This is a genomic window from Polynucleobacter necessarius (genome assembly GCF_900096765.1).
Classification (GTDB): Bacteria; Pseudomonadota; Gammaproteobacteria; order Burkholderiales; family Burkholderiaceae; genus Polynucleobacter; species Polynucleobacter necessarius_F.
Genome location: NZ_LT615228.1, coordinates 578,284 through 603,526 on the forward strand (window position 1 = coordinate 578,284; position 25,243 = coordinate 603,526).

The following is a 25,243-nucleotide window of genomic DNA, read 5'->3' on the forward strand; positions in this document are numbered from 1 at the left end:
ATGACATCGAGCATTCCCCATATTCCGCAATTTCGTATCGGTCAGGGATACGATGTTCATGCTTTAGTACCAGATCGCAAACTTGTGTTAGGTGGTGTCCATGTGCCTCATGAAAAAGGTTTGTTAGGTCATTCAGATGCCGATGCATTGCTGCATGCATTAACGGATGCATTGCTTGGGGCTGCTGGCCTAAATGACATTGGTCAATTATTTCCTGATACCGATCCGAAGTTTAAGGACATGGATAGCAGAATTTTGCTCAGGGCTGCACTACAAAAGGTTCAGGCAGCTGGCTTTCATGTTGGTAATGTTGATGCGACTATTATTTGCCAAAAGCCAAAGTTGGCTGACTTCCTGCCTGAAATGGTTCGTAATATTGCCTCTGATTTGGCGGTTACTTTGAGCCACGTGAACCTTAAAGCGAAAACTAACGAGTCCTTAGGTCATCTTGGACGCGGTGAGGGAATTGCGGTACATGCTGTTGCTTTGGTTTACAAGGTATAGAAACTATTTATTTGAGTGGATTGGATCATCATGGAAAACAGGATTGAACGACAAGCTTTAGATCAGTTATTTGTTAATGCGCGTACGCATAATGCGTGGCAGCCTAAGCAGGTAAGCGATGATCAGCTCAGGGAAATTTACGACCTATATGGCGCCAACGTCTGTGAACTGCAATCCAGCACGCATAATTTTTGTAAAGAGCCCAGAAGCAAAAGAGCGCTTAGTTGCTTGCGTAAACCCCGGAAATGTCGATAAAACAAAAAATGCCCCAGTGACTGCAATTGTGGGGATGGACTTGGATTTTTATGAGCAGCTTCCTAAGCTTTTCCCGCATGTAGATGCTAAAAGCTGGTTTGTTGGAAAAGAAGAGTTCATTCAATCTACCGCCTTTCGAAACTCTAGCTTGCAAGGCGCCTACTTGATCCTAGCGGTAAGGGCGCTAGGCCTTGATTGTGGCGCGATGAGTGGATTTGATGCCGATAAGGTTAATGCCCAATTTTTCCCAAATGGCAGGGTAAAAGTGAATTTTTTACTCAATATTGGCTATGGAGATGCGTCTGGCTTGATGCCGCGTCAACCCCGCCCATCCTTTGAAGAGGCCTGCAAGATCCTCTAAACCCTTAAGCATTGTAGAATTATGGCCTTTAGAGTGAAGTCTAGGCTTGGCAGTGTTTGCGGATATTCGCGAGGATGGCGAAATTGGTAGACGCACCAGGTTTAGGTCCTGACGCCAGAAATGGTGTGGGGGTTCGAGTCCCCCTCCTCGCACCACAAGATTGCTACTTGGCTTGGACTTCACATTTCCAGATCTTCAATTAAGAGACGAGAATGGCTGTGCAGATAGAAAATTTAGGTTCATTGGACCGCAAGATGACTTTGGAATTCGCTCGCGCCGATTTGGCAAAAGCACGCGAAGCTCGTTTGGCCAAAGTTGGCAAAACCATGAAGATGGCGGGTTTTCGTCCAGGCAAAGTGCCCAAGAACATTGTTGAAAAGCAATATGGCATACAAGTTGATTACGAACTTCAGTTTGATAAAGCCTCAGAACTCTTTTTTGAGCAAACTCAAAAAGAGGGTATTGCTCTAGCTGGTCAGCCACGTCTTGAACCTAAGAGTGAACTAGATGCTGACAAGATTGTTTTCGATGCATTCTTTGAAGTATTGCCTGAAGTTAAGATTGGTGACTTCAGTCAAGCAGAGGTAACAAAGTATGTAACCGAAATTGGTGACGCTGAGATCGATCGAGCAATTGATGTTTTGCGTAAACAGCAAGTCCATTACCATCCGCGCGGCCAGGCTGGTGATCATGGTGATGGGGGCCCAAATACTGCCGCTCAGAATGGTGATCAAGTAGTTGTTGATTTTGTTGGCAAGTTAGATGGTGTTGAGTTTGCTGGCGGTAAAGCGGAAAACTTTGAATTTGTTCTTGGCGAGGGCCGTATGTTGCCTGAGTTTGAGGCTGCCGCTTTAGGTCTGAAGTCAGGCGAAAGCAAAACTTTTCCTCTGACTTTCCCTGCTGACTATCACGGCAAAGATGTTGCTGGCAAAACAGTAGATTTCACGATCACCGTCAAGTCCGTTAACTGGGCGCACTTACCTGTGGTAGACGATGCATTTGCTTTATCCCTAGGAATTACTGAGGGTGGAGTTGTGAAGATGCGCGAAGAAGTGAAGCAGAATCTTGATCGTGAAGTAAAGCGTCGTATTACTTCGTTGCTGAAAAATGAAGTAATGGATAAGCTCAATGCTTCCTGTGAACTAGATGTTCCGAAGTCATTGGTGGCTTCAGAGCAAGAACGCTTAGTTGAGGGTGCTCGTCAAGATTTGATTCAACGTGGCGTTCCGAATGCAAAAGATGCACCAATTCCTCCAGAGATTTTTGCTGAACAAGCCCTTAAGCGCGTTCGTTTAGGTCTTATTCTCGGTGAATTGGTTAAGAAAAATAATTTGGCTGCGACTGCAGATCAGATCAAAGCTGAAATTGAGGAGCAGGCTGCTACTTATGAAGACCCTAAGGAGGTCGTTCGTTGGTATTACAGCAATCCAAGCCGTTTAAAGGATATCGAGAATTTGGTGCTTGAAGATAATGTCATCAAGCATTTCACCTCACTTGCTAAGGTAAATGACAAAGCAATTAGCTTTGAAGAATTAAGCAAGCTAAACTAAGTTGTCATTTATTTAATTAAAAGGGCCCTGATATGAACCAGAACCAATTTCATTCTGATGATTTAGAACCGAAAGGCTTGGGTTTGGTTCCAATGGTTATTGAGACCTCCGGCAGAGGAGAGCGCGCCTACGATATCTACTCGCGCTTACTGAAGGAGCGGGTTGTGTTTTTGGTTGGCGAGGTAAATGATCAAACCGCTAACTTGGTGATTGCCCAATTACTCTTTTTGGAGAGTGAGAACCCTGATAAAGATATCTCCCTGTATATCAATTCTCCAGGGGGTTCTGTTTCCGCTGGCTTGGCTATTTATGACACCATGCAGTTTATTAAACCGCATGTAAGTACGCTCTGCATGGGCATGGCTGCCAGCATGGGTGCATTCTTGTTATGCGCCGGCGAAAAAGAGAAACGCTATGCGTTGCCAAACTCCCGTGTCATGATTCATCAGCCATTGGGCGGAGCACGTGGTCAGGCCTCCGATATTGAAATTCAAGCGCGTGAAATTTTGTATTTACGTGAACGCCTTAATCAGATTCTGGCTGACCGTACGGGTCAATCAATTGAGACCATTGCTAAAGATACTGATCGCGATAATTTCATGTCTGCTGAGCAAGCCCGCGAATATGGCTTGATCGACAAGGTGATCGAAAAGCGCCCATAATCTAAACACCAACAGAATTTTATTGAGCAAATATTTTGAGTGATACCTCGAGCCCCAATTCAACTGACAAAGTTTTGTATTGCTCTTTTTGTGGCAAGAGCCAGCACGAAGTTAAAAAGCTAATTGCTGGACCTTCCGTCTTCATCTGTGATGAGTGCATTGATCTCTGTACCGACATCATTCAAGAAGAAGTTGCAAAACTTCCTAAAGAAGAGGGCGATGAGTCTTTACCGACCCCACATCAGATTCGAGAAAATTTAGATCAATACGTTATCGGGCAAGATCATGCCAAAAAAACTTTGGCTGTAGCGGTTTATAACCATTACAAGCGTTTGCAGTATTTGCCTAAGCCCAAAAAAGCAAAGCTCGATAAAGATGGAAAGCCAGTCGATGCTGTTGATAAAAAAGAATCTAAGGCGCCTGCTAAAGCAATGGTGGATGGTGTTGAGTTAGCAAAAAGCAATATTTTGCTGATTGGTCCCACCGGTTCTGGTAAGACACTCCTGGCGCAGACATTGGCCCGTATGCTAGATGTTCCATTTGTGATGGCTGATGCCACCACCTTAACTGAAGCTGGTTATGTTGGTGAGGATGTTGAAAATATTATTCAAAAGCTTTTACAGGCTTGTGATTACAACGTTGAAAAAGCTCAGCGCGGTATTGTCTACATTGATGAGATCGATAAAATTTCTCGAAAGTCCGACAATCCATCAATTACACGAGATGTATCCGGTGAGGGTGTGCAGCAAGCGTTACTAAAACTGGTGGAAGGTACGATGGCCTCTGTGCCTCCCCAGGGTGGACGTAAGCACCCCAACCAAGATTTCTTGCAAGTCGATACCACTAATATTTTGTTTATTTGCGGTGGCGCATTCGACGGCCTGGAGAAGGTGATTCAACAGCGTACGGCCAAAACGGGTATAGGATTTAATGCTACCGTCCCAGGTAAAGATGATCGCGGAGTCAGTGATCTTCTGATTGAAGTTGAGCCTGAGGATTTGATCAAGTTTGGTTTAATTCCTGAGTTGATCGGACGTTTGCCGGTGGTTGCAACTCTGGCACAGTTAGATGAAGAAGCTCTGATTCAAATCTTAACTGAGCCTAAGAACGCCTTAGTTAAGCAATACCAGGCTTTGTTGACCATGGAAGGCTCTGAGCTTGAAGTGCGCCGTGAGGCGCTCTCAGCAATTGCAAAGAAGGCGATTGCCCGTAAAACGGGGGCTCGTGGACTGAGATCGATTCTGGAAGGTTCTTTAATGGATGTGATGTATGACCTCCCATCTTTGAAGAATGTTCAAAAAGTGGTTATCGATGAGTCCAGCATTGCAGAGGGTGGAAAACCCCTGCTGGTGTACAAACAAGACCCTGAACAATCAGATTTCAGCAAAAAAGCCTAAATTCTCAGGGTTTTCGCTATTTTTGGGGCATTTTTGCCCCTTTTTTGCACTTTATTCCCTTGTTTTTTCAAAAATCCTACCCATATAGGTAGTATGCTACTTAAGAAGAATGTCTCTATTTAGTGTTTAGTCACTAATTTGAATTCTTGAGAAAAGATTATTTTTTTGGAGGATTTGCCCCATGCCTGGCCACTTATTACTACCCTCTGAACCGATTCAACTGCCATTGCTCCCGCTGAGGGACGTGGTGGTATTTCCGCACATGGTGATCCCATTGTTTGTCGGTCGCCCAAAATCTATTAAAGCCCTTGAGGCCGCTATGGAGACCGGTAAGAGCGTCCTCTTAGTTGCTCAAAAGACTGCGGCTAAGGATGAGCCTGGTATTGAGGATCTTTATAAAGTTGGTTGTATTGCCAATATTTTGCAAATGCTTAAGTTGCCTGACGGCACCGTTAAGGTATTGGTTGAAGGCGTTCAGCGGGCTGAAGTAAGTCAGATTGAAGATAGCCTTGGCTACTTTAATTGCGAAGCTACGCCTACAGCGCTCAATTCAATCGATGCACATGAAACTGAAGCCTTGCGTCGCGCAATCATGGCTCAATTTGATCAGTATGTAAAACTGAATAAAAAAGTCCCGCAAGAAATCTTGTCCTCGCTTGGCGGAATTGATGATCCTAGCCGTTTAGCTGATACGATCTGCGCATATCTTCCAGTAAAGCTTGAGCAAAAACAACGTTTGTTAGAGATGACTGATGTGGTTCAGCGTCTTGAAAGTTTGTTGGCGGATTTAGAAAGCGAGATTGATATCTTGCAAGTCGAAAAGCGTATTCGTGGTCGTGTTAAACGCCAGATGGAAAAGAGTCAACGCGAGTACTACTTGAATGAGCAAGTGAAGGCGATTCAAAAAGAATTGGGTGAGGGCGAAGAGGGTGCCGATCTCGAAGAATTAGAAAAGCGTATTAAGGCTGCTCGCATGCCTAAGGAAGATTTGAAAAAGGCGGAGTCTGAGCTCAAAAAGCTCAAACTAATGTCTCCGATGTCTGCAGAAGCTACCGTTATTCGTAACTTCATTGATACATTGGTAAATCTCCCTTGGAAAAAGAAAACCAAGATCAATAATGATTTATCCAATGCTGAAAAAGTATTGGATGAAGATCATTATGGTCTTGATAAGGTTAAAGAGCGCATCTTGGAGTACCTTGCTGTGCAACAGCGAGTCGATCGAGTCAAGGCCCCGATTCTTTGTTTAGTAGGGCCTCCTGGAGTTGGTAAAACATCGTTGGGTCAATCGATTGCTCGAGCAACGAATAGAAAATTTGTGCGTATGGCCTTAGGTGGTGTGCGTGATGAATCCGAGATTCGAGGCCATCGTCGCACCTATATTGGATCAATGCCTGGCAAGATTTTGACTAGTCTCACCAAGGTTGGCGTTCGTAATCCTCTGTTTCTTTTGGACGAAGTTGACAAAATGGGCATGGACTTTCGTGGTGATCCTGCAAGTGCCTTACTAGAGGTATTGGATCCTGAGCAAAACCACACCTTTCAAGATCACTATGTTGAAGTGGACTTCGATTTGTCTGATGTGATGTTTGTGGTGACATCAAACTCTTTGAATATTCCTGGTCCACTGTTAGATCGTCTTGAAATCATCCGTTTGGCCGGCTACACCGAAGACGAGAAGACCAGTATTGCGGTGAATTACCTCATCCCAAAGCAGATCAAAAATAATGGTTTGAAAAAAGATGAGCTCAAGATAGAGGATAGCGCTGTTCGCAACATGATTCGTTACTACACGCGTGAAGCAGGCGTCCGCTCTTTAGAGAGAGAAATCAGCAAAATTTGCCGTAAGGTGGTGAAGTTGTTGCTCTTGAAAGAGGCTGCCCCTGTAATTGTGAATGCTGATAACTTGGAAAAATTCTTGTCAGTCAGAATATATGACTTTGGCTTGGCTGGAAAAGAAAATCAAGTTGGCCAAGTTACAGGTCTAGCATGGACTGAGGTTGGCGGCGATCTTCTCACCGTTGAAGCAGCGGTGATGCCTGGTAAAGGTGTCATTACTAGAACTGGATCCATTGGTGATGTGATGAAAGAATCCGTTGAGGCGGCTCGTACTGTCGTGCGCTCAAGAGCTAAACGTCTCGGTATTGCAGATGAATCATTTGAAAAGAAGGATATTCATATTCACTTCCCAGATGGTGCAACCCCCAAGGATGGGCCATCGGCTGGTATCGCGATTACTACCGCATTGGTCTCTGTCTTCACTGGTATTCCGATTCGCTCGGATGTCGCCATGACAGGTGAAATAACCCTGCGCGGAGAAGTCCTGCCAATCGGCGGTCTGAAGGAGAAGTTGTTAGCAGCGCATCGCGGTGGAATTAAGTTGGCTCTTATTCCAGAGGAAAACGTCAAGGATTTGATTGATATTCCGGATAACGTGAAGAACGCAATTGAAATTGTTCCGGTGCGTTGGATCGATAAAGTGTTGGAGTTAGCGTTAGAGCGCATGCCAGAGGCATTGCTTGACCCAACGCCTGAAGAGTTGGCTAAAAAGGCTGCAGAAGCTAGTAAAGCCAATGAAAACGCTCCTTCAGGTGATGTCTTAAAACATTGATATTGCTTATTTGCTGCTGACATTCTCTCAAGTCCATCCTATTTAAAATGGTGGATTTGGGGGAACTTCCCCCTAAAATCTAGGCTTAGGTTACAATCACACCTGTAATATTTTGGGGCGCTTAGCTCAGTTGGTAGAGCGTCTGCCTTACACGCAGAATGTCGGGAGTTCGAGCCTCTCAGCGCCCACCAAATTTTACCTCCCTCAGTCTTTTTTTGGGCTTTCTAGCAGCAAACTTCCTCTGCCTAGTAAACTCGTACTGTTACAAGAATTTTTATTTTCTTTTTACTAGTCTGCCCACTCATGTTTGATACCGTCCGTAAGCATCAAAAGTTATTACAACTCATTCTGATGTTGTTCATTGTTCCGTCGTTTGTGATGTTCGGAATCTCGAGTTATTCCGGCTTTATGGATAAAGAGACTGATTTAGTAAAGGTGAATGGCAGGCCTATTACCGCACAAGAGGTCGAGTCTGCAGCTAAGCGTCAAGCCGAGCGAGTAGGTGGCAATCTGCAAATAGCGCAAAGTCTGCAATTTAGACAAGCCATTTTGAATGAGCTGTTACAGCAACGTATTCTTGGGTTTGCCGTTACCAACTTGAGATTACAAGTTGGTAAAGAGGCTTTAATTAGGAGCTTGCAAAACATTCCCCAGATCCGCGCAATGTATCGCCAAGATGGTAGCTTTGATGATGCTCGTTTTAAGCAGCTCCTAGCAAGCAATGGTCTAAATGAAGATGAAGAGCAGTTTTATGCCGGTCAAGCTTTTGATCTCAAGATTAACCAATTAGTCAATTCTGTTGCTAGAACTGAATTGGCCACGCCAAAACTTTCTGAGATTGTATCCACGCTGCATGAAACAGAACGTCAGGTGCAGTCTATGTCTTTTGATGCCAAGGATTATCTTGGCAAAGTGAACCCCACCCAAGAGGAATTGCAGACTTTTTACAATGTAAATTCAAAATTATTCGAAAGCCCTGAATTCGTTGATGTTGAATATATCGTTTTAAAGGCTGACCCTAAAGAAGATGCAAGAGCATTTAACGATAAGGCTGATCAGTTTGCCAATATGACTTATGACCAGGCTGAGAGCTTAAAGCCTACGGCAGACAAACTGAAGTTGAGCGTTCAGTCACAAAAAGGACTAACTCGCTCTGGACCTACTGGAGCGCCAAAAGATCATCCTCTGGCCAATCCTAAGGTAATTCAATCCTTGTTTAGTGATGAGGCTATTAAAAATAAGCGGAATACGGAAGCTGTTCAAACAGCTCCAGGGGTCTTTGTTTCAGCTAGAGTGGTGACATTTCATCCAGCTCAAATTCTTCCATTTAAAGAAGTGGCTACTGAGGTAAAGCGTCAGGTTAGTCAACGCGCCGCAGAAAAATTGGCACTGGCTGCTGCAGCCGATCGTTTTGCTGTCTTACAAAAAGATCCGAAAGTATCAAGCGGCTTTGCCTCCCCGATATGGATCTCTCGCAATAAGCCCGCCAATCTAGTTGGCCCTGCTTTAGACGATGTGATGTCAATAAGTCCAGATAAGTTGCCTGCAGTGGTTTCTGTTGCCAATCCTGGGGTTGGTGCCACCATCTATAGAGTGGATCAAATTCGTCAACCAAGCAGTGGCGACAGTAGGATCCATCAGGCCCAAGCTCGGCAAATTCAAGCCTTGGCAGCCCAATCTGAATTTGCTGGTTTTATGTCCTACTGGCGTGATGCTGCCAGCGTGAAAGTGATTAATCCCCTGAAGCCACTTTCTAGCGGTTCTGGTGGCTAAGAGTAGTTCTTATTTCAGCATCTGTTGATATGGAGCCATAGCGCCCCATACGTTTTTAAAGAGTACGCTTTGAGCCGCTTCATTTGGATGAATATTGTCTGCTTGAAATAGCGCTTTATTCGTAGCAACTCCTGCCAAGAAAAAAGGTAGCAACCGAATATTATCCTGTTTTGCTAGATTGGCATACATTTCTCTAAATTGGGTTGTGTACTGTTGCCCATAGTTCGGTGGAATTTGCATGCCAAAGAGCAAGACTTTGGCGCCTAACTCAAGCAAAACGATGCCTGGTTTTTTGCTCTCCAGTAAAGTGGGCAGCCTTGTTAGTCCGCCTGCGCTTGTTTCACCGCTGATGCTGGCATTGAATACTGTCCAAGGGCTAGATTGTTTCTGAAGTTGGCTCTCTAAAAGCTTGACCCAGCCAGAACCTCTTTGAAGACCGTACTCGGCCGATAGGCTATCGCCCATCACCAAAATGACTGAATTAGCATGTACGGGTGAGACAAAAGAAAATAACAGACAAAATAAGCCAATTAGTCTTTTTGCATTCAAATAAGCCAACCAATTAGTTTGATTCATTTATGAGAATCTCAACCCCTTAAGTGCAAATCACCTAGGCAAAAGTGTTGCCTCGAGTGAAGGCAGTCTCACCATTTTGCACGACATTTGTTTTGAGATTCAATACGGGCAGAGCGTTGCTATTACTGGTAGCTCTGGATCAGGTAAAAGTACTTTATTGGGTTTATTGGCTGGATTGGATTTGCCTAACTCAGGCAATGTCAGTATGTTAGGGCAAAACCTCAATGAATTAGATGAGGATGGCAGGGCTCAATTGCGCGCTTCCCATATGAGTTTTGTGTTTCAATCTTTTCAATTGCTGCCACATTTATCAGCATTGGAAAATGTCATGCTACCGGCGCAACTTGGTGGTCTTAAAGAGGTCAAGGAGCGGGCATTAACATGGCTTAACAAAGTCGGTTTACAAGATCGCCTTCATCATTTCCCTAAGACCCTATCGGGAGGGGAGCAGCAGCGGGTTGCGCTAGCGAGAGCATTCATTTCAGAGCCAGATATTCTCTTTGCGGATGAGCCAACTGGCAGTCTTGATGAGGCTAGTGGAGAGCGTGTCATTGAGCTGCTTTTCGAGCTAAATCAGGCCAATTATTCAACTCTTATATTGGTAACCCATGACCCGGCCTTAGCCAGTCGGTGCCAGCGCCAGATCCAGATTCAGGGTGGTCGCTTGTTGTAGGCAAAACCTTATAATCTAGGCATGTCTTTTTATCACTTTTTACCTGGCGCTGACGCGCTCTCCCCATTCCGTCAACAACGACTTTTAGCTTCATTGGCATCTCAATATATTGCTCTTGAGTCGATCGAGGCGCAATATCTTCATTTCATCTGGGCTAAGGATGAGCTATCCGTTAAAAATCAAGAGATCTTGGCGAGCTTATTGACTTATGGCCAACCATTTGTCTCTAGTCTTCAAAAAGGTAAGACATGGTTTGGTAAAGGCTCTGGTGATATACAAGGTGCGATTGTTATTCCGCGTTTAGGCACAGTTTCGCCTTGGGCAAGTAAAGCAACCGATATTGCACAACAATGTGGTTTGCAGGTTCTCAGGATTGAACGAGGTATTCAGTTCATATGGAAAAGTAGAAAGGCTTTAAACGAACAGCAGACGCAAGCAGTATTGGCAGCTATTCATGATCGTATGACTGAGGCTGTGATTGAGACAGTTGAGGCTGCTAACGATCTCTACCAAACTCTGGATGATCGTCCCCTGCTTCGAATTCCAGTATTGTCAGAGGGAAGGGCGGCCCTAGACAAGGCCAATCAAGATCTTGGCCTGGCCTTATCTGAAGATGAGGTTTCATACCTTGCAGAGAGCTTTGCACGCTTGGGACGCAATCCGAGTGATGTTGAGTTAATTATGTTTGCCCAAGCTAATAGCGAGCACTGTCGCCACAAGATATTTAATTCGAGTTGGACAATCGATGGCGATGATCAAGAGCGCTCTTTATTTGCCATGATTCGCAATACTCATCAGTTGCAGCCTGAGGGCACAATTGTTGCTTATTCAGATAACTCAGCAGTGATGGTTGGTTGTGAAGCAGAAACCTGGGTTCCACAAGGCGAAGATTATCGCTACGTAAAAGACACCCACTTGGTGCACACCTTGATGAAGGTGGAAACTCATAACCACCCAACCGCCATAGCACCATTTCCTGGTGCATCTACTGGAGCTGGTGGAGAGATTCGCGACGAGGGTGCTACTGGTATTGGCGGCCGTCCCAAAGCTGGTCTTACCGGTTTCTCGGTTTCAAACCTTAATATCCCTGGCACTCAATTGCCCTGGGAAAATGACTATTACGGCAAGCCTGAACGTATCGCCACCCCTTTGCAAATCATGATTGATGGCCCGCTTGGTGGCGCAGCATTTAATAATGAATTTGGTCGTCCAATATTGGGTGGCTATTTCCGGGTATTCGAACAAACTTTAGATGGAGTGCGTCGTGGCTATCACAAGCCGATCATGATTGCTGGTGGTATTGGCAGTATTGATTCAATTCATACACAAAAGAAAGCGATTGAACCGGGTCATTTATTGATTCAGCTTGGAGGCCCAGGTATGCGAATTGGTATGGGTGGCGCAACAGGAAGCTCTGTTACTACAGGTACCAATACGGCCGATCTCGATTTTGATTCTGTGCAACGAGGCAACCCTGAGATGGAACGTCGTGCGCAAGAGGTGATTAATGCATGCCGCGCTTTAGGTGAAAACAATCCTATCGTATCGATTCATGATGTCGGCGCGGGCGGCCTTTCGAATGCGTTCCCTGAATTGGCGGATGGTGCTGGTTTAGGGGCAAAGTTCAAACTTCGTAATATTCCACTAGAAGAGAGTGGCATGAGTCCTGCAGAGATTTGGTGTAATGAGTCGCAGGAACGTTATGTTTTAGCAATTGACGCAAAACATTTGGAATTATTTAAATCTTTTTGTGAGCGTGAGCGTTGTCCCTATGCAGTAGTGGGCGAAGCAACTACTGAGCGACAGCTTCAGTTAAGTGATGCCAAGCAAACTCCAGGCACTGATGCTGCCTTGCCAATCGATATGCCGATGGAGGTATTGCTTGGTAAGCCCCCCCGTATGCACCGGGATGTAGCACGTGTTCCCCAAGAATTTAAAGAGCTAGAGCTTACCGATACTGATTTGGCGCAATCCATTGCGTGGGTATTACAGCAACCGACAGTAGCTAGCAAATCTTTTTTAATCACCATTTGCGACAGAACCGTTGGCGGTTTAAATGCACGCGATCAATTTGTTGGGCCTTGGCAGGTGCCAGTGGCTGATTGTGCTGTAACCATGATGGACTACCAAGGTTATCGTGGTGAGGTGATAACCATGGGTGAAAGAGCGCCTCTTGCGGTGATTGATGCGCCAGCTGCCGCCCGTATGGCCGTAGGTGAGGCTTTGACTAACCTATTGGCGGCAGATATTCGTCGTTTAGAGGATGTCAAACTCTCTGCAAACTGGATGGCTGCCTGTGGTGCTCCAGGTGAAGATGCCAAACTTTATGATTCCGTTAAAGCAGTTGGTATGGAATTATGTCCGGCGTTAGGTATTTCCATCCCGGTTGGAAAAGACTCCCTCTCGATGGCTACTGAATGGCGCGATGGCAATCAAGCGAAAAAGGTGGTAGCACCTGTCTCGCTCATTGTTTCCGCCTTCGCAGCCGTCCAGGATGTTCGCAAGACCGCAACCCCATTATTGACGCTCAAAGATACCGATGGATCTGTTTTAGAAACCGAATTGATCTTGATCGATTTAGGCCGAGGCAGAAACAGAATGGCCGGTAGCATCTTGGCACAAGTACTAAATCAGTCTGGTAAGAGCACGCCTGATTTAGATCATCCAAATGACCTGAAAGCCTTGGCCTCAGTCATCATTGAGATGCGCAAACGCCATCAACTGCTGGCTTATCACGATCGTTCTGATGGCGGTCTTTTGGCTTGCGTAGCAGAAATGGCGTTTGCTTCGCATATTGGCGTATCCATTAACGTCGATATGATTGCAGTCGATATTGGTCAAGAGCCAGATTATGGTGATGCCAAAAATTGGGCGCAACAGATATCTGGTCGCCGACATGAGCAGACCATGCGCGCGCTATTTAATGAAGAGCTTGGCGCCGTTATACAAATTCGCAGAACAGATCGTGATGCTGTCTTTGCACTCTTGCGTCAGTTTGGTTTAAGCGCTTGCAGCCATGTCATTGGCAAACCAAACACCAATGGACGTATTGAAATCTGGCGTGATGCAAAAAATATCTTCGCCGAGCCGCGTGAAGTATTGCAAAAAATGTGGACCAATACGAGTTATCAAATTGCACGTTTACGTGATAACCCAGCTTGTGCTGATAGTGAATTTTCACTGTTAGACAATCTTGCTGATGCAGGAATGACTCCTAAGTTAAGTTTTGATATTTCCGAAGATATTGCGGCGCCATTTATTGCCAAGAATGCACCACCTAAGGTTGCCATTTTGCGTGAGCAGGGTGTTAATTCTCATGTAGAAATGGCCTATGCGGTCAATTGGGCTGGCTTTGATAGTTATGACGTTCACATGTCCGATCTATTGAGCGGTAAAGCCAAGCTTGATGATTTCCTTGGCTTAATTGCCTGCGGCGGCTTTAGTTATGGTGATGTCTTAGGTGCTGGTGAGGGTTGGGCAAAAACGATTCTCTTTAATCAGCAGTTAAGGGATCAATTCTCCTCATTCTTCCATCGTCAAGACAGTTTTGCCTTAGGGGTATGCAACGGCTGTCAGATGATGAGCAACTTATCCGGAATTATTCCTGGTGCTGATGCGTGGCCTAAATTTACGCGTAATCAATCAGAGCAATATGAAGCGCGTTTGGTGATGGCTGAAGTGCTTGCTTCACCCTCAATTTTTACCCAAGGAATGGAAGGTAGCCAATTGCCGATTGCGATTGCGCACGGAGAAGGATTTGCTAATTTCAGCCAACAGGGTAGCTTGTCACAAATTACTCAACAAGGTTTGGCTGCATTGCGTTTTGTTGATCATCAAGGCAATCCAACAGAAATCTATCCTATGAACCCAAATGGCTCGCCTAGCGGATTAACTGGAGTTACCACTCCAGATGGACGCTTTACAGTGATGATGCCTCATCCTGAGCGGGTGTTCCGTGCGGTGCAAATGAGCTGGTGTCCACCCGAGTGGCTCGATACTAAAGATGGTGCTAGCCCTTGGATGCGTTTGTTTAGAAACGCGCGTGTGTGGGCTAAATAATGTTGTTTGCTATGGAGCCGGTAACCTTTTCTGAGAGTGGTGGTATTCGTTATTTACATTTTGGTAGTGAGTTGATTCAAGGGGCCATGCGGATACGCGAACCCGATGAAATTTACCTAGAATATAACCAACAGATGATGGCTTGGCTTCTGTTTTTAGAGACCAAGCCGGGTATGAGAATCGCCCAGCTTGGTTTAGGTACTGGAGCCTTGGCAAAATTTCAGCATCGCTATTACCCGTCAGTTAAAACAATCGTAGTAGAACTCAATCCTGCAGTGATTGTGGCTGCTAGATCGATGTTCTTTACGCCTGACGATGACCGCAAGCTAGATACTCTCCAGCTTGATGCTAAAGCCTTTGTAAAGGATCGTAACTACCAAGGCCAATTTGATGCTGTTCAAGTAGATCTCTATGACGCAATTTGTGATGGCCCCGCCGCCAGTTCTTTAGAGTTTTATAAAGGTTGCTATGACATCCTCAAGGGGCCAGGAGTCATGACTGTCAATTTGTTTTCTCGTCACAAGAGCTTTGATGTGAATTTGAAAAATATCTGCGAAGCTTTTGATAATCGAGTGTTGCTATTCCCTGAATCGCATGATTGCAATGTCGTTGCGATCGCTTTTAAAGGCCCTAAATTAGAAGCGCAGTGGCGCGATGTTTCTAAGCGCGCTAAGTTGATTATGGAAAAAACTGGTTTGCCGACGAGTAAATGGGTTGCTGGCCTTAGTCGACTGAATGCTCGACAGGAAAGCATGCTTTCAATTTAATGAATTAAAAAGCGAAAGAAAAAGGCGATCAATTGATCGCCTTTTTAATTTCCCCGAAAGATTCATCGGGATGGTATTACTCGGTGATGCTACACAGCTACTGTGTCGGCAACGTCGCTAAAGGACTTGAGCTTATCAAAACTCATGTACTTATACACCTCACCGGATTTTGCTTCTAGCGCTTTTACTTGCTCCAAGTATTCGCTTGGAGTAGGCAGGCGACCGAGTAGGGCTGCAACAGAAGCTAACTCTGCAGAAGCTAAATACACGCGGGTATCGATACCCAGACGGTTCGGGAAGTTACGCGTAGAAGTAGAGACTGCAGTAGAACCCTTGCGAATTTGCGCTTGGTTACCCATGCATAAAGAGCAGCCTGGGCTTTCCATGCGAGCACCAGCAGCACCTAACATACCGTAATAGCCTTCTTCCATCAAAATCATCGCATCCATCTTGGTGGGTGGGGCTACCCATAAACGGGTGGGCATATCTTTCTTGCCCTGCAATACTTGACCAGCAGCACGGAAGTGACCAATGTTAGTCATGCATGAACCAATGAATACTTCGTCAATCTTATCGCCAGCAACTTCTGACAATACTTTGACATCATCTGGATCGTTAGGGCATGCCAAGATTGGCTCTTTGATTTCATCGACGTTGATTTCGATGATTTCTGCATAGTCTGCATTCTCATCAGCTTTCAGCAACTGAGGATTTGCAATCCAGGCCTCCATAGATTTGATACGACGACCTAAGGTGCGCTTATCTTCATAGCCGTTGGCAATCATCCACTTCATCAAAGTGATATTGGATTGCATGTATTCAATGATTGGCTCTTTGTTCAGGTGAACAGTACAGCCGCCTGCAGAACGTTCTGCAGAAGCGTCAGACAATTCAAATGCTTGCTCAACTTTTAGATCTGGCAAACCTTCAATTTCTAAGATGCGTCCAGAGAAAATATTTTTCTTGCCTTGCTTTTCAACAGTGAGCAATCCTTTTTTGATGGCATATAAAGGAATGGTATTTACCAAGTCACGTAAAGTAATGCCTGGTTGCATCTTGCCTTTGAACCGAACTAAAACAGACTCAGGCATATCCAAAGGCATCACACCAGTAGCAGCAGCGAACGCAACCAAGCCAGAACCAGCGGGGAACGAAATACCAATTGGGAAACGAGTATGGCTATCGCCACCAGTACCGCAGGTATCAGGCAGCAACAGGCGATTTAACCAGCTGTGAATCACGCCGTCACCAGGACGCAGAGCGACACCACCACGATTGGTCATGAATGGGGGCAACTCATGCTGGGTGCGGATATCTACAGGTTTTGGATAAGCAGAGGTATGACAGAAGGATTGCATTACCAAGTCAGCAAAGAAGCCCAAACAAGCTAAGTCTTTTAACTCATCACGAGTCATTGGGCCAGTCGTATCTTGTGAGCCAACTGTTGTCATGCGGGGTTCGCAATAGGTGCCTGGGCGAACGCCCTGGCCTTCTGGCAAACCGCAAGCGCGACCAACAATCTTTTGCGCTAAGCTGAAACCTTTTTTATTATCCGGTGGGCTCACTGGCAAACGGAACTCAGTAGAAGCAGGTAATCCAAGGGCTGCACGCGCTTTAGCAGTCAAGCCACGACCAACGATCAATGGAATACGACCGCCGGCACGCACTTCATCCAGAATCACTGGTGACTTGAGTGTGAAGCTGGAAATTTCTTGACCGTTCTTAAATACTTTTCCTTCGTATGGGCGTAATTCAATTTCATCGCCCATATTCATTTGAGAAACATCTAGCTCGATTGGCAGTGCGCCTGAATCTTCCATGGTGTTAAAGAAGATTGGTGCAATATTGCCGCCAAGACAGACGCCACCAAAACGTTTATTTGGAACAAATGGAATATCTTGACCAGTCCACCAAAGAACTGAGTTTGTTGCAGATTTACGTGATGATCCCGTTCCAACTACATCACCAACGTAAGCAATTTGATTACCTTTCTTTTGAAGGGCGGCAATCTGCTTCATCGGGCCGCGTACACCGGATTCATCTGGTTCGATACCGGGACGTGGGTTTTTAAGCATGATCGTTGCATGCAGCGGAATATCAGGACGACTCCAAGCATCTGGTGCTGGGGAAAGGTCATCGGTATTGGTTTCGCCAGTAACCTTAAATACTGTTAATTTCATGCTTTCAGGAACAGCGGGGCGACTTGTAAACCATTCAGCGTCAGCCCAACTTTGCATTACTGCTTTAGCGTTAGCATTGCCTTTGTCAGCAAGTTCCTGAACGTCATTGAAGTAGTCAAACATCAACAGTGTTTTCTTCAATGCAGCGGCAGCGGTAGTGCCACACTCTGCATCAGCAAGAAGCTCTACCAAGGGCTTGATGTTGTAGCCACCGAGCATGGTGCCCAATAGTTCAGTTGCCTTAACGCGTGAAATCAATGGAGATTTTTCTGTGCCTTTGGCAACAGCATCGAGAAATTCCGCTTTGACTTTTGCGGCATCATCTACGCCAGCTGGTACGCGATTGGTGATGAGCTCAAGTAATTCTGCCTCTTTACCCGCCGGAGGGTTCTTGAGTAACTTAACTAGTTCGGCGGTTTGATCCTTGGTTAAGGGGAGGGCTGGAATACCGAGGGCTGCGCGTTCGACAACATGGGCGTTATAGGCTTCTAACATTGTGTTTCCTATGAGATAAAAGTGTTCAATAGAAATAGAAAGAGAAAGGCCAAATTGGGATTTTCACCCGATTTCACCAATTATAGTTAGTAAATTAAGTCTTATATAAGAGTTTAAACCCTAAGATTTGCCCCAAAATAGTGAATAGAGAAATCAGGGGCAAAAAATAGACAAGATATTAGATAACTTGCTCTTCCTTTAAGGCCCAAACTAGAGCTAGCACCCAGCCAATCAAAGACCTGCCTAGAAACAGGTTGAGGGCAAATATTGCACCAGAGTTAGCGCGCTTCTTATTAAAGGCAATAGCAAATGGCAGGAAATAGAAAAGGGAGAGCAGGGTGATTAATGCAGAAAAGAATAGGCGCATACCGCTTTATCTCTCCCTAGCCCAGGTTTGAGTCCTGCCGATTAATGGAATACCGATATAGGCTCTCAGATCCAGTTTATTGCCTTGATCAAGGAGCTTGATTTCAGCCTTGTAAATCTCACCATCATCAGGATCAAGGATTTGGCCGCCTCGATAGACTTCACCTTCTTTTTTAAGTCCAGTAAGTATCTCCATGCCTACTACCGGTTTGCCTTTGCGTGAATCAGCGCATTTTTCACAAGTTGGCAATGCTGCAGGATCTAGTAGTTTGGTAATCATCCCAACAAAAAGACCGTTATTTTCGGTAATTTGGACAATTGCGGCCGGTTGGAGAGTTTCATCATCAAAGGTTTTCCAGACCCCAATAATGGAATTGTTTGTTTGCGCAAATACACCAGAGGATGGCAGTGATCCCAAAATCAGGGTAAGAGCAGTTAAAAATAGAGGTTTATTGATCAATAGAGGTTTATTGATCATTAAATGCAATATTACCCCTTTTGAATTTTTAAAAAAATCGTTCTGTATCGTTATAATTACTTTTTCCAACAGAGCTTAAGCGATGACCAAATACGTTTTTGTCACTGGTGGCGTGGTTTCTTCTTTAGGGAAAGGAACTGCAGCTGCCTCGCTTGCCGCGATTCTCGAATCCCGCGGCCTGAAAGTCACCCTCCTAAAATTAGATCCCTATATCAACGTTGACCCTGGTACTATGAGCCCACTCCAGCACGGAGAGGTCTTTGTGACTGAAGATGGTGCCGAAACCGATTTAGATTTGGGTCACTATGAGCGCTTTGTATCTGCCAAGATGCGTAAGAGCAATAACTTCACAACGGGTCAGATTTACGAGTCAGTCATCAGTAAAGAACGCCGCGGCGAATATCTTGGTAAGACAGTGCAGGTGATACCTCACATAACCAATGAGATTCAAGCTTTTGTTGAACGTGGCGCTAAGGCGGGTCATGATGGTCAAGCTGATATTGCTATTTGCGAAATCGGTGGAACAGTAGGTGACATTGAGTCTCTTCCCTTCTTGGAGGCTGCAAGACAAATGAGCTTGCGTTTGCCGGTGCACAGCTGTGCTTTTGTGCACTTAACACTCGTTCCTTACATTAGTAGTGCTGGAGAGCTTAAAACCAAGCCTACTCAGCACTCAGTTCAAAAATTGCGCGAAATTGGCATCATGCCATCCGTCTTATTGTGCCGCGCAGATAGACCTATTCCGGACGATGAGAGAGCTAAGATTTCTCTTTTCTCGAATGTAAAAGAAGAGGCGGTGATTTCTGTTTGGGATGTCGACACAATATATAAGATCCCCAAAATGCTCCACGCTCAAGGCATGGACGATTTGATTTGTCGTGAACTTGAAATTAACGCTAAGCCTGCGGACTTGTCTGTTTGGGAAAACTTAGTTTACGAGTTAGCCAATCCAAAGCATGAAGTCACCATTGGTATGGTTGGGAAGTATGTTGAGCTAATTGAATCATATAAATCACTTATAGAAGCTTTGCGCCATGCAGGAATACATACGCACACTAAAGTGAATATCAATTACATCGATTCCGAACAAATCGAGAAAGATGGTATTGATTGCTTGCAGGATTTAGATGCCATTTTGGTACCAGGTGGATTTGGTAAGCGTGGCACTGAAGGAAAGATTGCTGCCATTCGCTATGCCCGTGAAAATCAAGTGCCATATCTCGGTATTTGTCTGGGGATGCAGTTGGCAGTGATTGAGTTCGCAAGACATGTTGCCAATATTGCTGGTGCGAATAGTACGGAGTTTGACTCTCAAACCGATAGTCCTGTTGTGGCTTTGATTACCGAGTGGCTTGACAGGGAAGGCCGCGTTGAGAAACGTAGCAATGATTCTGATATGGGCGGCACAATGCGTCTTGGATCACAGCGCTGTCCAGTAAAACCCAATACACTTGCCAGCCGCATTTACGGAGCCGAGGTCAATGAACGGCATCGCCATCGCTACGAGGTAAACAATAACTATGTTCCAAAGTTAGAGCAGTCAGGATTAATTATTTCGGCTAGAACTCCAAATGAATCTTTACCTGAAATGATGGAGCTTCCAGAATCAATGCATCCCTGGTTCTTTGGCGTTCAGTTTCATCCAGAATTTACTTCTACTCCGCGAGATGGACATCCTCTTTTCTCTGCATTCATTAGCGCTGCGCTGGTGCATCAAGCAGCCTCTTTAAAGCAAGTTGCATAACAGAGGAAAGCATGAGCACTTTTAAGCTATGTGGTTTTGATGTCGGGCTTGACCAGCGTTTTTTTCTGATCGCTGGTCCATGTGTAATTGAATCTGAGCAATCAGCTGTAGATATTGCGGGCCATTTAAAAGAAGTCACTACTGAGTTAAAGATTCCATTTATCTATAAATCTTCTTTCGATAAAGCAAACCGCTCTTCGGGAAGCTCCTATCGTGGCCTTGGGATGGAAAAAGGTTTAGAGATTTTGGCGAAGGTTAAAATAGAGATTGGCGTTCCTGTCTTAACTGATGTGCATGACATTAGTGAGATAGCCGCTGTAGCTAAAGTAGTTGATGTCATGCAAACCCCTGCGTTTCTATGCAGGCAGACGGATTTTATTCGCGCGTGTGCACAGAGTGGTAAGCCTATCATCTTTAAAAAAGGTCAGTTTCTTTCCCCACATGAAATGCTCAATGTGATTGAGAAGGCTAGATCCGCAGCTGCTGAGAAAAATCTTCCTGACCAATTTATGGTTTGTGAACGTGGCGCTTCCTTTGGTTATAACAATTTAGTTTCAGACATGAGAAGTCTGGCTATATTGCGTGAATCTAATGCCCCTGTGGTTTTCGATGCCACTCACTCAGTTCAGCTGCCTGGGGGTCAGGGTACTTCGAGCGGTGGTCAGCGAGAGTTCGTGCCGGTTTTAGCCCGTGCTGCTGTAGCTGTTGGCATTAGCGGCTTATTTATGGAAACCCATCCTGATCCTGCGAATGCTTTGTCCGATGGTCCTAATGCGGTTCCATTAAATCGCATGAAGGAGTTATTGGAATCACTGCTTGCAATTGATTCAGTTGTTAAATCAAGTGGTTCCTTTTTAGAAGATAGTTTTAAGTAATCATTTATCCCATTTCATATTGTTTTAAGGAGAAGGTGCATGAGCGCCATTGTTGACATCATCGGTAGAGAAGTTTTAGATTCACGCGGTAACCCAACAGTTGAATGCGATGTATTGCTCGAGTCTGGTGTCATGGGTCGTGCGGCGGTTCCATCTGGAGCCTCTACAGGGTCGCGTGAAGCAATTGAATTGCGTGATGGTGATAAGTCTCGTTATTTAGGTAAGGGCGTTCTGAAAGCCGTTCAGAACATCAATGTGGAGATTGCTGAAACCATTCTTGGTTTGGATGCAAGTGAGCAGGCATTTTTGGATCACACGCTCATTGAATTGGATGGTACGCATAACAAAGCCCGGCTAGGGGCTAATGCTACTTTGGCTGTATCTATGGCTGTTGCCAGAGTGGCTGCAGAAGAGGCTGGCTTGCCACTGTATCGTTATTTTGGCGGATCAGGCGGTATGCAGTTGCCGGTTCCCATGATGAATATTGTGAACGGCGGCGCACATGCAAACAATAGCTTGGATATTCAGGAGTTCATGGTGATGCCGGTTAGTGCCCAGAATTTCCGTGATGCCTTACGTTGTGGCGCTGAGATTTTCCATGAACTCAAGAAGATTATTGGCGCCCAAGGCATGCCAACGACTGTTGGTGATGAGGGTGGCTTTGCGCCAAACTTCAAGAGCAATCAAGAGTGTCTGCAAACGATCATGAAGGCAATTGAAGGAGCTGGGTATCAAGCCGGAGAGGATGTTCTTTTGGCTCTGGACTGTGCTGCAAGCGAGTTCTATAAAGATGGTAAATACCACTTATCAGGTGAAGGTTTACAGCTAAGTTCCAGCGAATTCTCTGATTATCTTGGGAACCTTGCCGATCAATTTCCTATCGTATCTATTGAGGATGGTATGCATGAGAGTGATTGGGACGGCTGGGCAGATATTACTAAAAAACTAGGCAATCAAATTCAGTTGGTGGGTGATGATCTGTTTGTAACTAACACACGCATTCTTAAAGAGGGTATAGAGAAGGGGATTGCTAATTCAATCTTAATTAAGATTAATCAGATTGGTACATTGACCGAAACATTTGCGGCAATAGAAATGGCAAAGCGTGCCAATTACACAGCAGTGATTTCACATCGCTCTGGTGAAACAGAAGACAGCACTATTGCGGATATTGCTGTTGGAACAAATGCAGGTCAAATTAAGACTGGTTCCTTATCAAGGTCTGATCGTATTGCTAAGTACAACCAACTTCTTCGCATTGAAGAGGATCTGGGTGATGTTGCTACATACCCTGGTAAGTCTGTTTTCTATAACCTCAAACGCTAATTCCTCAGGATAATGCGCATCGTCATTTCCATGCTGGTATTGTTGATTGCAATTCAATACCCACTTTGGCTTGGTAAAGGGGGGTGGCTAAAGGTTTACGAAATGGAAAAACAAGTTGAGCTTCAAGAGGCTAAAAATAGCCTCTTGGCTCTTCGCAACGCCAAGCTTGCTGGTGATGTGAAAGACTTGAAAGATGGCACAAGGGCTATTGAAGAACGAGCTCGTGTGGAGCATGGCCTTATCAAAGAAGGGGAGTTTTTTGTTCAAATACTCCCAGCTGATAAATCGAATAGCGCACCCGCTACAAAGCAATAAAATTGGCGTGAGTAAGCATCTTAATGCCCGCTAGATGGTGGACGCGTAGCATCACTGAGTAAATCTGTTTTAAATACTTGCAGACAATCTACTGCATCAAAGCGGTAGGGCTTGGCACAGAAGTCACAGATAGTTTCAACAACCCCTTGCTCCGCTAGGATACTTTGCACTTCTTCTTCGCCCAGCATTCTGAGAACGTCAGCTACTTTATTTCGAGAGCATCGGCAAGCAAAACGTACAGGTCTTGGCGGAAAGCTACGAACACCCTTTTCTGTTGACTCCTCAAGAAAGAGTCGACGAAGAATGATCTCCGAGGGAAGTGTTAATAATTCTTCATTGGTGATAGTTTCACCAAGCGTTTTAATGCGAGACCAACCTTCCTCGGCGACTTCAGGATCTAGATGGGCGTGACCACCAGAATTTGGTAGTCGTTGGAGTAAGAGCCCGCCAATATGGCTGTCATCAGACGCTAGCCAGATTCGGGTATCGAGCTGTTCTGAATTTTGCATATATAAACAAATGGCTTCAGCAGCATTACTAACGGGTTTAACAGAGCTTCCCACGTGCTCCTGAAGGGCAACAATACCCTGGTAAGGGGGTTGCCCAGGTTCACGGTCTGTAGGGTCGAGGGTGATCACCAATCGACCAGTATTAGAGGCATCTAGCAAATCACCCAGGATTTTGCGTATAGCTGGTGGGTCGTCGCGACGCTCTAGGACCGCCTGCCAGGCCGATCCAATCGACACAATTTCCCCGCGAACTGGGGCTCCATCACACATAAAATCACACATAAATACAAGTAATTCATTCATAGACCAAAGTATCCACTTTTTTGAATTTGCTGTCATTTGGGTTGACCTGAGATAATGTGAGCTATGCATATTCGTACACGATTCGCCCCCAGTCCCACGGGCTTCATTCATTTGGGAAACCTTCGTAGTGCTCTGTACCCGTGGGCGTTTGCTCGCCATAATCAGGGCGACTTCATCCTTCGGATTGAAGACACGGATCTAGAGCGCTCGACCCAAGAAGCTGTTGATGTCATTATTGAAGGCATGGCTTGGCTTGGGATGGATATTGATGAGGGCCCCATCTATCAGATGCAGAGGATTGATCGCTATTGCGAGGTAATCAAGCAAATGGTAGAGTCTGGCTTGGCTTACCCTTGCTACATGAGTGAGGATGAATTAAATCGGTTGCGCGATCAGCAAATGGCGAATAAAGAAAAGCCACGCTACAACGGACTATGGCGCCCTGAGCCCGGCAAAATACTTCCTCCTATTCCAGATGGTGTCTTACCCGTCATTCGCTTTAAAAATCCTATTGGTGGTTCAGTAGTTTGGCAGGATGCTGTTAAAGGTGAAATTGAAATATCCAATGATGAGCTAGATGATTTGGTAATTGCCAGGCCCGATGGCACGCCAACCTATAACTTCTGCGTGGTCGTTGATGACTTAGATATGAAAATTACCCACGTGATTCGGGGAGATGATCACGTCAACAATACTCCCCGTCAAATCAATATCATGAAGGCTCTTGGTGGAACTCCTCCAGTCTATGCTCACCTTCCTACAGTCCTAAATGATGCTGGGGAGAAAATGAGTAAGCGTAATGGCGCTATGAGTGTGCGTGATTACCAAAAAGCAGGGTACTTGCCTGATGCAATCCTTAATTATTTGGCGCGCTTGGGGTGGTCGCATGGTGATGCTGAAGTATTTACCAAAGAGCAGTTTGTAAGCTGGTTTGATTTAGAAAATCTAGGTCGCTCCCCAGCACAACATAATCCTGAAAAATTGCTATGGCTCAATCATCAATATATCCAAAACGCTGATCCAGAGAAATTAGCGCAAGCTACAAAACCTTTTGCACATGAATTAGGAATTGATACAGAGAGTGGACCAGACTTTGTGCAGGTAGTGGCGCTATTAAAAGATCGCGCAAATACATTGATCGAGATTGCAGATGGCGCCAAACTCTTTTATCTCCCAGCACCAGAATTAAATGCCGAGCAGATTGCTGCAAATATTCCACAGCCAATCATTCCAGCGCTCAAAGACTTAATTGAGGCACTTCGAAATACTGAGCCAACTAAAGAGGCATATGCATTAGCGTTTAAACAAGTTTTAGCCTCTCATCAACTCAAAATGCCAGCCCTAGCCATGCCGGTTCGCTATGCCTTATTTGCCACTACTCAGACACCTGCGATCGACTCCGTCTTGGTAGTTTTAGGTAAGAATGAGGCTATAGAGCGGCTCTCTAAGGTGGTCAAATAGACA

General features: G+C 45.3%; 19 protein-coding genes, 2 tRNA genes and 1 pseudogene. 17 read left to right on the plus strand and 5 right to left on the minus strand.

The window, feature by feature from the left end; all coding sequences use genetic code 11:
* From ispF to DXE33_RS03040, 9 genes and pseudogenes are all read left to right on the plus strand, one after another.
* Positions 1 to 504: a 2-C-methyl-D-erythritol 2,4-cyclodiphosphate synthase gene (gene ispF, locus DXE33_RS03000; RefSeq protein WP_114638566.1), complete on the plus strand. Its 504-nt coding sequence runs from the start codon at positions 1 to 3 to the stop codon at positions 502 to 504.
* Positions 505 to 534: 30 nt separating this feature from the next.
* Positions 535 to 1,120 (plus strand): annotated as a pseudogene (locus DXE33_RS03005) (malonic semialdehyde reductase).
* Positions 1,121 to 1,188: 68 nt separating this feature from the next.
* Positions 1,189 to 1,275 (plus strand) — tRNA-Leu (locus tag DXE33_RS03010).
* A 57-nt stretch (positions 1,276 to 1,332) separates the two neighbouring features.
* On the plus strand, positions 1,333 to 2,670 hold the full coding sequence (tig, locus tag DXE33_RS03015) for a trigger factor (RefSeq protein WP_114638567.1): 1,338 nt from the start codon (positions 1,333 to 1,335) through the stop codon (positions 2,668 to 2,670).
* 32 nt (positions 2,671 to 2,702) lie between these two features.
* Entirely contained in the window at positions 2,703 to 3,332 is a 630-nt protein-coding gene (gene clpP, locus DXE33_RS03020; RefSeq protein WP_114638568.1) for an ATP-dependent Clp endopeptidase proteolytic subunit ClpP, read from the plus strand.
* A gap of 35 nt (positions 3,333 to 3,367) precedes the next feature.
* Positions 3,368 to 4,729 carry an ATP-dependent Clp protease ATP-binding subunit ClpX gene (gene clpX / locus DXE33_RS03025; RefSeq protein ID WP_114638569.1) on the plus strand — a complete coding sequence of 454 codons (1,362 nt, stop codon included), beginning with the start codon at positions 3,368 to 3,370 and terminating at the stop codon, positions 4,727 to 4,729.
* A 181-nt stretch (positions 4,730 to 4,910) separates the two neighbouring features.
* Positions 4,911 to 7,340, plus strand: coding sequence for an endopeptidase La (lon, locus tag DXE33_RS03030; RefSeq protein ID WP_114638570.1), 2,430 nt, complete (start codon positions 4,911 to 4,913; stop codon positions 7,338 to 7,340).
* Positions 7,341 to 7,455: 115 nt separating this feature from the next.
* A tRNA-Val gene (locus tag DXE33_RS03035) sits at positions 7,456 to 7,531 on the plus strand.
* A 112-nt stretch (positions 7,532 to 7,643) separates the two neighbouring features.
* Entirely contained in the window at positions 7,644 to 9,113 is a 1,470-nt protein-coding gene (locus DXE33_RS03040) for a peptidylprolyl isomerase (RefSeq protein ID WP_114638571.1), read from the plus strand.
* Between the two features lie 9 nt (positions 9,114 to 9,122).
* Here the strand turns inward: DXE33_RS03040 and DXE33_RS03045 are convergent, their stop codons facing one another.
* Positions 9,123 to 9,689 (minus strand): arylesterase, encoded by a 567-nt coding sequence (locus DXE33_RS03045; protein WP_114638572.1) that lies wholly within the window; start codon positions 9,687 to 9,689, stop codon positions 9,123 to 9,125.
* Between DXE33_RS03045 and DXE33_RS03050 the strand changes: the two genes are divergently transcribed.
* From DXE33_RS03050 to DXE33_RS03060, 3 genes are read left to right on the plus strand one after another with little or no spacing between them, the layout of a single operon-like run.
* Entirely contained in the window at positions 9,688 to 10,362 is a 675-nt protein-coding gene (locus DXE33_RS03050; protein WP_114638573.1) for an ABC transporter ATP-binding protein, read from the plus strand. The two genes, DXE33_RS03045 and DXE33_RS03050, sit on opposite strands and share 2 nt — an antisense overlap.
* A 21-nt stretch (positions 10,363 to 10,383) precedes the next feature.
* Positions 10,384 to 14,421, plus strand: coding sequence for a phosphoribosylformylglycinamidine synthase (gene purL, locus DXE33_RS03055; protein WP_114638574.1), 4,038 nt, complete (start codon positions 10,384 to 10,386; stop codon positions 14,419 to 14,421).
* Positions 14,422 to 14,432: 11 nt separating this feature from the next.
* Positions 14,433 to 15,188, plus strand: coding sequence for a spermine/spermidine synthase domain-containing protein (locus DXE33_RS03060; protein WP_114639704.1), 756 nt, complete (start codon positions 14,433 to 14,435; stop codon positions 15,186 to 15,188).
* 89 nt (positions 15,189 to 15,277) lie between these two features.
* On the opposite strand, the gene DXE33_RS03065 is transcribed toward DXE33_RS03060, so the two are convergent.
* The 3 genes from DXE33_RS03065 to DXE33_RS03075 all read right to left on the minus strand — a co-directional run bounded on the left by DXE33_RS03065 (position 15,278) and on the right by DXE33_RS03075 (position 18,707).
* Positions 15,278 to 17,863 carry a bifunctional aconitate hydratase 2/2-methylisocitrate dehydratase gene (locus DXE33_RS03065; protein WP_114638575.1) on the minus strand — a complete coding sequence of 862 codons (2,586 nt, stop codon included), beginning with the start codon at positions 17,861 to 17,863 and terminating at the stop codon, positions 15,278 to 15,280.
* A gap of 178 nt (positions 17,864 to 18,041) precedes the next feature.
* Positions 18,042 to 18,230, minus strand: a complete 189-nt coding sequence (locus tag DXE33_RS03070) for a superinfection immunity protein (RefSeq protein ID WP_114638576.1) — start codon at positions 18,228 to 18,230, stop codon at positions 18,042 to 18,044.
* Positions 18,231 to 18,236: 6 nt separating this feature from the next.
* Positions 18,237 to 18,707, minus strand: a complete 471-nt coding sequence (locus DXE33_RS03075; RefSeq protein ID WP_114638577.1) for a DUF2147 domain-containing protein — start codon at positions 18,705 to 18,707, stop codon at positions 18,237 to 18,239.
* Positions 18,708 to 18,789: 82 nt separating this feature from the next.
* Between DXE33_RS03075 and DXE33_RS03080 the strand changes: the two genes are divergently transcribed.
* From DXE33_RS03080 to ftsB, 4 genes are read left to right on the plus strand one after another with little or no spacing between them, the layout of a single operon-like run.
* Positions 18,790 to 20,451, plus strand: coding sequence for a CTP synthase (locus tag DXE33_RS03080; RefSeq protein WP_114638578.1), 1,662 nt, complete (start codon positions 18,790 to 18,792; stop codon positions 20,449 to 20,451).
* A gap of 11 nt (positions 20,452 to 20,462) precedes the next feature.
* Entirely contained in the window at positions 20,463 to 21,326 is an 864-nt protein-coding gene (gene kdsA, locus DXE33_RS03085) for a 3-deoxy-8-phosphooctulonate synthase (RefSeq protein WP_114638579.1), read from the plus strand.
* Between the two features lie 39 nt (positions 21,327 to 21,365).
* The gene (gene eno, locus DXE33_RS03090; RefSeq protein ID WP_114638580.1) at positions 21,366 to 22,652 is read left to right on the plus strand and encodes a phosphopyruvate hydratase; all 1,287 of its coding nucleotides are present in this window, start codon (positions 21,366 to 21,368) and stop codon (positions 22,650 to 22,652) included.
* 12 nt (positions 22,653 to 22,664) lie between these two features.
* Entirely contained in the window at positions 22,665 to 22,967 is a 303-nt protein-coding gene (gene ftsB, locus DXE33_RS03095) for a cell division protein FtsB (RefSeq protein WP_114638581.1), read from the plus strand.
* 20 nt (positions 22,968 to 22,987) lie between these two features.
* Here the strand turns inward: ftsB and hslO are convergent, their stop codons facing one another.
* Positions 22,988 to 23,779 carry an Hsp33 family molecular chaperone HslO gene (gene hslO / locus DXE33_RS03100; RefSeq protein WP_114638582.1) on the minus strand — a complete coding sequence of 264 codons (792 nt, stop codon included), beginning with the start codon at positions 23,777 to 23,779 and terminating at the stop codon, positions 22,988 to 22,990.
* Positions 23,780 to 23,842: 63 nt separating this feature from the next.
* On the opposite strand from hslO, the gene gltX reads away from it, so the two are divergent.
* Complete coding sequence (gltX, locus tag DXE33_RS03105; protein WP_114638583.1) at positions 23,843 to 25,240, plus strand: glutamate--tRNA ligase; 1,398 nt, start codon at positions 23,843 to 23,845, stop codon at positions 25,238 to 25,240.
* Positions 25,241 to 25,243 lie beyond the last annotated feature (3 nt).